This window comes from Amycolatopsis jejuensis (genome assembly GCF_000717335.1).
Lineage (GTDB): Bacteria > Actinomycetota > Actinomycetes > Mycobacteriales > Pseudonocardiaceae > Amycolatopsis > Amycolatopsis jejuensis.
The window spans coordinates 102,709-110,514 of sequence record NZ_JNYZ01000030.1 but is presented as its reverse complement, the minus strand read 5'-3'; the positions used below and the strand labels follow the sequence as shown (position 1 = coordinate 110,514).

5 protein-coding genes and 2 pseudogenes are annotated in these 7,806 nt (G+C 68.1%); 3 read left to right on the top strand and 4 right to left on the bottom strand.

Going from position 1 to position 7,806, the window contains the following annotated elements; genetic code table 11:
* A pseudogene (locus tag OO71_RS52600) lies at window positions 1–469 on the top strand (DUF222 domain-containing protein); the annotation flags it as partial.
* A gap of 410 nt (window positions 470–879) precedes the next feature.
* Here OO71_RS52600 and OO71_RS35040 read toward each other — a convergent pair.
* Together OO71_RS35040 and OO71_RS35035 are read right to left on the bottom strand one after the other, a co-directional pair.
* Window positions 880–1,794 carry an SDR family NAD(P)-dependent oxidoreductase gene (locus OO71_RS35040; protein ID WP_033294284.1) on the bottom strand — a complete coding sequence of 305 codons (915 nt, stop codon included), beginning with the start codon at window positions 1,792–1,794 and terminating at the stop codon, window positions 880–882.
* Window positions 1,795–2,520: 726 nt separating this feature from the next.
* Window positions 2,521–4,287: a lytic transglycosylase domain-containing protein gene (locus OO71_RS35035; protein ID WP_425388730.1), complete on the bottom strand. Its 1,767-nt coding sequence runs from the start codon at window positions 4,285–4,287 to the stop codon at window positions 2,521–2,523.
* A 448-nt stretch (window positions 4,288–4,735) separates the two neighbouring features.
* Here OO71_RS35035 and OO71_RS35030 point away from each other — a divergent pair, with 448 nt between their 5' ends.
* The gene (locus OO71_RS35030) at window positions 4,736–5,281 is read left to right on the top strand and encodes a winged helix-turn-helix transcriptional regulator (RefSeq protein ID WP_051792612.1); all 546 of its coding nucleotides are present in this window, start codon (window positions 4,736–4,738) and stop codon (window positions 5,279–5,281) included.
* A 393-nt stretch (window positions 5,282–5,674) separates the two neighbouring features.
* On the opposite strand, the gene OO71_RS35025 is transcribed toward OO71_RS35030, so the two are convergent.
* Together OO71_RS35025 and OO71_RS35020 are read right to left on the bottom strand one after the other, a co-directional pair.
* Window positions 5,675–6,394, bottom strand: coding sequence for an SDR family NAD(P)-dependent oxidoreductase (locus tag OO71_RS35025; RefSeq protein ID WP_033294283.1), 720 nt, complete (start codon window positions 6,392–6,394; stop codon window positions 5,675–5,677).
* Window position 6,395: 1 nt separating this feature from the next.
* Complete coding sequence (locus tag OO71_RS35020) at window positions 6,396–7,103, bottom strand: hypothetical protein (protein ID WP_033294282.1); 708 nt, start codon at window positions 7,101–7,103, stop codon at window positions 6,396–6,398.
* Window positions 7,104–7,251: 148 nt separating this feature from the next.
* Here OO71_RS35020 and OO71_RS35015 point away from each other — a divergent pair.
* Window positions 7,252–7,752 (top strand): annotated as a pseudogene (locus OO71_RS35015) (SRPBCC family protein); the annotation flags it as partial.
* Between the last annotated feature and the right edge of the window lie 54 nt (window positions 7,753–7,806).

The following is a 7,806-nucleotide window of genomic DNA, read 5'->3' as shown; positions in this document are numbered from 1 at the left end:
GTTACGCGCCTACTGGGACCACGAAGGCACCCCACCGGCCGACCACGCGGACGCCTCGGCCCGCCCGTGGCGGGAGTTCCGCTACCACTGGACCCGGGGCGGCCGGTTCCACTTCACCGGCAATGTCGACCCCGAGACCGGCACTGTCCTGGAACAGTTACTGGTCCCGCTCGCTGCCCCGGATCCCGCGGACCGGTCCGGCGCTCCGGACCCCCGCACGACCGCCGAACGTCACGGAGACGCGATCGCCGCGATCGCCGACCTGGCCGCCCGCGCCCCCGACCTCCCGGTGAAAGCAGGAGAACGCGCCGTCGCCACCGTCACCGTGGCCTTGAGCGATCTGCAGGCCGCGGCGAAAACGGTGTTCCTGGACGACCACACCCCCCTCCCCATCGCCGACCTGCGCCGTCTGCTCTGCGATGCCAAGATCTACCCCGCCGTCCTGGGCACCGACAGCCAGGTCCTGGACTTGGGTCGTTCCGCCCGCACCGCCACCCCCACTCAACGCCGTGCGTTGGCGATCCGGGACCGAGGCTGCACCTTCCCGGGCTGTGACCGCGGCCCGAAATGGACCACCCCGCATCCTGGGACATCACCATCACCGACGACATCGTCCACTGGATCCCACCCACAATCCTCGACCCCGAACAAAAACCCCTCCGCAACACCGCCCACAACCCACCCCGGACCGCACCGCCCGGCCCCACTGACGAGCCGCACGCTCCCGCAACGGAAGCGGAACGGCGCCGCACCCACCGAATGCGTCTCCCAGTCTCATCGACCTTGCGCACCGCAAGACCGATCCGGATCACCCGCCGACCACGCACCACGAACGCAAAGCAGGACACCCCATTGCGCAGCACCACATGAAACGCACCCTCAGTTCCTGCCCAGCGAAAAGCGGACCCCGGTCACCTCCTCCGACAACGTCCACAACCGACGCCCGCGTTCAGGGTCCCGCGAAGCTGCCATCGCCCGTCCCGCGCGAGGGCGGCCGACCCCGCCGAAAGCCGGACCGTAACTGGTACCGCCAGTAGCCGTCGGGTCGATCGCGGCTCGGACCGCGGACCACGCGCCGTGGTCTTTGCCGTGGGTAAACGGTGCGAGAAAACGCATCGCCGGAACCGGTTCGGTGATTCCCCGCCGTTCTGGACTGGTACGTTCCAGGCTGAACCCCGGATGCGCAAGAATCGCCTGTACCGGCGAATTCACCGCCCGTAACCGGCGGTCGAGTTCGATCGCGAACGACTGCACGGCGTGCTTTGACAGCGAATACGCGCGGAAATCGGAGTATTTGCGCTCGCTTTGAAGATCGTCGAGGTCGAACGGGTACATCCGAGTGATCAGGCTCCCCGCCAGCACCACGCGCGCGGCCGAGGCGGTCAGCAAGGGCATCGAGAGCGCAGTGAGGGCGAAATGCCCGAAGTGGTTGGTCCCGACGGCCAACTCCAGGCCTTGCTTGGTCGTTCGCCGCGCTGGCCCCGGACCGGTGATACCAGCGTTCTCGATCAGCGCGTCAACGTGCCCGAGCCGGCTGAGCTCCTCGGCAGCCCCCGCGACGGAATCCAGATCGGCAAGATCGAGCAGAACCGTGCTGACCCCAGTGTTCCCGGTCCGGCTCCGCACCATGGCGACGGCAGCCCGCAACCGCCCCGGATCGCGCCCAAGCACAACCACCCGCGCCCCGGCCGCGGCCAACTGCTCGGTGATGAAGTAGCCGATCCCAGCAGTACCCCCAGTGACGGCATACACCCGACCAGACAGATCAGGCAGCACCCGGGGATTCCACACCACGTTCGCTCCCCACAGTCCGCCGCCAGTTCAGCCCGGACTATACGAAACCGGCGTTCGGCCAAGCTGAAGCAGCGCCCCACCGGCGCGGATGCCACACAACCCGCGATGAACAGGCCCAACCAAGCGGCAGCGACCTTACGTCGGCCTGCCCCTGCAACCCATGGCAAGGAACGGAGTCACCGACGCACTTGACCACATCCCTCACGAACGCCAGAACGCCCCCATGAACGCCAACACACCCGCCTCGCCCGACGCACCGCTTCGACCGCCCCGGCCCATTCCACCAACGCAGCCCGCGCATCGACCGCTTGCACCACACCGGCATGTACCCCTGCGGTCACACTCACCCGACCGACCTCGTCAACGCAGCCCGCGCTTCGACCAGTCCTGCCACTCCTGCACGGACCGCTGCAGTCACAGTCATCAGCTGACCCCGTGAACGCAGCCCGCGCATCGAAGAATCCCATGCAGGCACGTAGCTTCGGTCGGCTCACCCGGCCGACTCCGCCGACGCAGCCTGCGCGTCGATTGGCCCTGCCACACCTGCGCACGTAGCTTCAGCCGCACCTACCCGGCCCACTTCACCAACGCAGCCTGCGCTTCGACCGGTCCCGCCACGCCGCTACGTACCCCGCGGTCGCGACCCAGCCGACGCAGCCCGCGTATCGACCAGCCCCGCCACACCGGCACGTACCCGCTGCCAACACCGCGGGACACAGCCCCAGGTCAGTGCGTCGGCGCAGCCTCGGTAGTGGAGCTCGACGTGGTCGTCGTGGTGGTCGTAGTGCTAGTGGTCGGCGGCGGGGTGGTACTGCTCGGCGTCGACGTGGGTGCAGGTGTGGACGAAGGCGCGCTCGGCGTCGTCGCCGGGGGGCTGGTCGGTGTGCTCGGGGCTGTGCTGCTGCCCGGCAGCTGCGTCGGCTTGCCCGGTTGCTGGGGCGTCGCGGGTGGGGTGGCGGGTGGTGGTGCCGGAGGGGCGGTGTCCCCGGCCGGGCTGCCTGCCGCTGCCTCGACTGCGCCCGGTCCGGGTGGGGCGCCGATCGGGACCGGGCTGTCCGGCAGCTGCGACACGCCGCCGCGGTAGCCCGCCGCGTATCCCATCACTGTGTCCACATAGGACTGTGAGTTGTTGTACCGGCGCACCGCGACTCGCTGCATGGCGTCGCTGGAGAGGTCCAGACCTCCGGAGCACAGGTAGCGGCCGCTGGCGAGGGTCTCGTCGTAGATGTTGTTCGGGTCGGACACGCCGTCGCCGTTGCCGTCGGACGCGTAGGACGCCCACGTCGACGGGATGAACTGGGTCGGGCCGACGGCGCGGTCCCACACCCGGTCGCCGTCGTAGCGGCCGCCGTCGGTGTCGCGGATTGCGGCGAAACCGCCGGAGCCGTCGAGGACCGGGCCGAGGATGCGTTCGAGGGTGGTGCCGTGCGCATCGACGTACCCGCCGCGCGCGTGGTTCGACTCGACCCGCCCGATGGCCGCGATCAGTGCCCAGTCGACGTGGCAGCCGGGCTGTTCGCGGGCCAGGATGTCGGCCGCATTGTGGTAGGCCTTGAGCATGCTGCCGGGAATACCCAGCGGTCCGGACGGCGTGGCCGAACCAGGCCCGTTCGGATAACCCGGCACGGCGAGTGCCTGCGGTACGGGCGGTTGCGGCAGACTGCCGTCAACCCCGATCGGCGGCAGCGTGACCCCCGGCGGCAGCCACGGCGACGACGGCGCAGGCTGCGCGACCGGAACCGTGCTCGGCGAATGCAGGGAAATCGGCAGCCCGGACGACGTGACGGTCGGCAGCACCACCAACGCACCCCCGGCAAGCGCCGCAACCGCCCGCGTCCGCGCGGACTGCCGCCCGGCCCGCTCCGCCCGCCGACGCACAGCCCGATTCCCGGCTCGGTGAGTGAGCCGCCGAGCCATCCGACCTTCGACGACCTCGGATTCGCCCGGTCCCGACTCGTTCCCGGCAACGTCGTGGCGGAGGGCCGACTGGTTTTCGGCAGGGTCGTTCTGGCTGGTGGGGTATTGCTCGCGGTTCCGGTCAGGCTCGGTCGTGTGCGTTCCGGCACTGGCGGTTTCGGACCCGTGCGCTGCGGCGCGGTCGACCTGGCTGGCGGGGTATTGCTCGTCGCCTCGCCCGCGCTCGGTCGCCTGCATTTCGGAGCGGTCGTCGTGGTTACCGGTGAACTGCTCGTCGCCTCGGCCGGGTTGGGTGGTCTGCATTGCGGCGCAGGCGGCTTCGGTCTCGTGCGGTTCGGCGCGGTCGTCCTGGTTGTCGGCGAACTGCTCGTCGCCTCGCCCGCGCTCGGTCGCCTGCATTTCGGAGCGGTCCTCTTCGGCCCGGGTCGCCGGTCGCTCTGCGGTCGGGGCGGCCGGTGTTACTACCTGGTCAGCCTGCGTCGGGTCGACCTCGTTCGAAGCCGCCTGCAGTGGGACGCGGTCCGTCTCGCTCCGGGTGGACTGCTTCCCGGCGCGGCGTGGCCTGCGTCTGGCCATGTGCGACTCCCCGTTCTGCTCGGCCGATCTGTCGTCAAGCTAGCGGATCTTCACCCCCTCCGGTCAGGGTTGCCGCGAATTCTGTCCGTTCCGGCCAACTTTCGTTCGTCTGGCATAAAACCTTGGTGGGATTCCGGTCATCGGGACTTAACCGGCGCGTTCCCTGATTGGGCCGAATGGAGTAGTCCAATCTCGGGAGTCCACTGTGGACAGTGCCGAGACGCTTCCGGCGCCGCCCGGTCTGGCTGTATGAGGTCGTGGCGAGATTGCGACGGCCAGTGGCGGGATGGAGGTGCCTGCCGGTATCGGATGGAGTGAGGTGTCCGGCACGACAAGCGACCACGACGTCGTCGAAGGACGGGGATCGGACCGACCGGCACGTTGTCACCGCCGAGCCATCGCGTCTGACCTGCTGGGTTGCACACTGGGACGGCGTATCCTCGAGGCCATGAAACGCACCTCCTTCGCGCAGTGGCCGTGCTCGATCGCCCGGACCATGGACCTGCTGGGGGACTGGTGGACCCCGCTGGTGCTGCGCGACGCGTTCTACGGCGTCCGCCGCTTCGACGAGTTCCAGCAGGCGCTGGGCATCGCCCGCAACACCCTCGCCGACCGGCTGCGCAGGCTGGTCGACGAGGGTTTGCTGGAGAAACGTGCTTACCAGGCCGAGCCCGTCCGATACGACTACGTCCTCACCGAGAAGGGGCGCGACTTCTGGAGCGTCCTGGCGGCAATGACCGCGTGGGGCGACCGCTGGCTGTCGGCCGAAGCGGGTCCGCCGATCACCCTGCACCACGAGGCTTGCGGGCACGACACTCAGGCAAAAGTGGTGTGCGCGGAGTGCGGCGAGCCGCTGTCGGCGGAGGACACCCGGATGCGGCGTGGCCCGGGTTTCCCGGAACGGCTGGCGCACCGCCCGGACGTCGAGGCCAGGTTCGCCGAGCAGGAAGCGGCCGAGGCTGGGTTCGCTGAGCAGGAAGCTCCGGTCAAATAGCCGAACCGGACGCGCCGATCAGATGGCTGGTCGGGTGCTGTTTGCGGCGGACGGCTGCCCAGTGAAGTGGCCGGGCGGGGAGCTCGAGTCAGATGGCTGGTCGGGTGCCGTTGCGGCGGGCGGTTGCCCGGTGAAGCAGCCGGACCGGGAGGCCGCGTCACATAGCCGACCGGCCAGCATCTGCCGCGGACGATCGCGCCGATCGGGCAGTCAGATGGGAAGCCCGCGTCAAATTGCCGACCGGCCAGCATCTGTCGCCGACGATCGCTCCGGTCAAGTTGTCGGACGGGGAGTTCCGGGCAGCTGCCGGGTCCAGTAGGCGGATGGGGAGACCACCTCAAAGAACAGACTGGCGGACGATTGCGCCGGGCAAGCAGCCGGAACCAAGCCCACTCAAATAGCCGACCTCCCGCCGTCTGCGGCTACGATCGCGCCGGTCATGAAGCTTGCTCGTTCGCTGGCGACGAAGGCGATCACCTCCGCGACCTCCGCTGGGTCGGCCGCGCGGGAAAGTGGCACGGTTTCGCCCCAGCCGCCCATGTCCTCGCCCAATGCGGCGACTACCTTCGACGTCCGCATCGGGCCCGGCGAAACCGCGTTGACTCGCACTTTCCCATCAGCGAATTCCGTAGCCCAAGCCCGCGTCAGGGATTCCAGTGCGGCTTTGCTTGCGCCGTAGACCGTCAGCTCGGGCATTCCGATTCCGGCGGCAGTGGACGAGACATTCACGATACTGCCACCGCCGTTTGAAGCCATTTTCGGCGCCAAAGCTTGAGTGAGAATGAACGGCAGCCGAACATTGACGGCAAAAGTAGCGTCGTAGCTTTCCAGATCTTTTGCGGTGCCAAAAGACAGCGCGGCATTGTTGATCAGGATATCGACCGGACCGGCTTTTTCGGCAAGCTCCTGCGCATCTTCCCGGTCGGCCAGGTCGGCTTGAATGAAACCGGCGTGGTCCCCGAGATCGTCGACCACCTGCGCGCCCCGTTCCGGATCGCGGCCGGTGATTACGACGTCCGCGCCGCCGGTGACGAGGAGTTTCGCCACGGCGTGACCGAGTCCGCCGAGAGATCCGGAACCGGTGATCAGTGCCCTCTTTCCGGCGAAGTCCATGTCACCGTCCCGCCGCTGCGCTGCGGATCCACGTGCGGAATTCGATGGCCAAATGCCGGCAATGGCCCTCGATCAGCGAGTCCGGGGCCGCGGACGGGTAAAGGACGCGGACCACGACGTCCGACCCGGTTTCAGTGTCCCGCGCTTGATGGACGCAATACGCGAACGGGGTGTCGTCGTCGAGAGTCAGGAGGGCATTCATCAAGGGTACCGGATATTCCGGGGCATAGAAGGACCTCACCTCGACGGGCAGTTCGGACAAGGCGACTGCTTTGAATCTGATGAGGTGGCCGCCGATCATTTCGACATTTCCACCGCGGTAATGCGGCGGGGCACCATAATGCTCGGGGTGGGCGTTGAAGAACAGCGTCTTGTTGTCGAAATCGGCGTCGGCCTGCGATTTACGCCATTGGGACTGGAACCATTCGGCCAGTCCGGTTCCGGTGAGCCCGCGCACGGTGAATTCAGTGCGCGACTCCCGATATGTCCCATCCGAAGCAGCGAGCAGCTCCTTGACGTGCTGGTCCCCGGCCTCGATCTGGTCGGCGAGCAGGTCGACCATCACCTGTCCGCTGGCCACCGCCTTCAAATTCTTCAATGCGCGCTGGGCGGCGGCCAGTTCCCACTGGTCGACCGCCGCTTCGTCGAACGTGCCGCCAAGGGTGTGCACGTCCACGGTGGCGGCTTGGCCGTCGGCGGTGGTGCTCATCGGAGGCTCCCTTCCGGTTCCCGAGTTGATCAACTCCCACTCTAAGATGCATTGATGCATCTTACAAGTAGCAGCCGGAAGCCGTTTGACATGCTGGGTCTATCTACGCAACTATCCTGACCCAGGCGCAGTGCGGAGGAGGCACCCGATGGAGTGGACCGGCGCGCGGTACGCGGACGCCCCCACCGTGCAGGTGGACGCGTGGATCGACGGCCCGCCCGAGGCCGTCTGGCGGTTCGCCTCGGACGTCGCGCTCATGCCGCAGCTCAGCGGTGAGCTGCAGGAAATCCGGTGGTGCGACGAGGGGGCCACGCCTGCGCTCGGCCGCGCGTTCATCGGGCGCAACCGGCATCGGGCGCGCGGCGAATGGGAGACCACGTCGTACATCGTCGAGTGCGAGGAGCCCCGCGTGTTCGCCTGGGCGGTCACCGACCCGGCGAATCCGACCGCGGTCTGGCGCTTCACGCTCACCCCGGAGGAGGGCGGGACGCGGCTCACCCAGTGGGCGCAGATGGGGCCGGGGCCGTCCGGGATTTCGCAGGTGATCGAGCGGATGCCGGACAAGGAACAGAAAATCGTGCACGTCCGGCTGCGCGAGTTCGAGGACGCGATGACCGCCACCGTCGGCGCGATCAAGGACCGCGTCGAGACAGATCACGTTGAGGCAGACGGCGTCGAGGCGAATCGCGTCGAGGCAGACGGC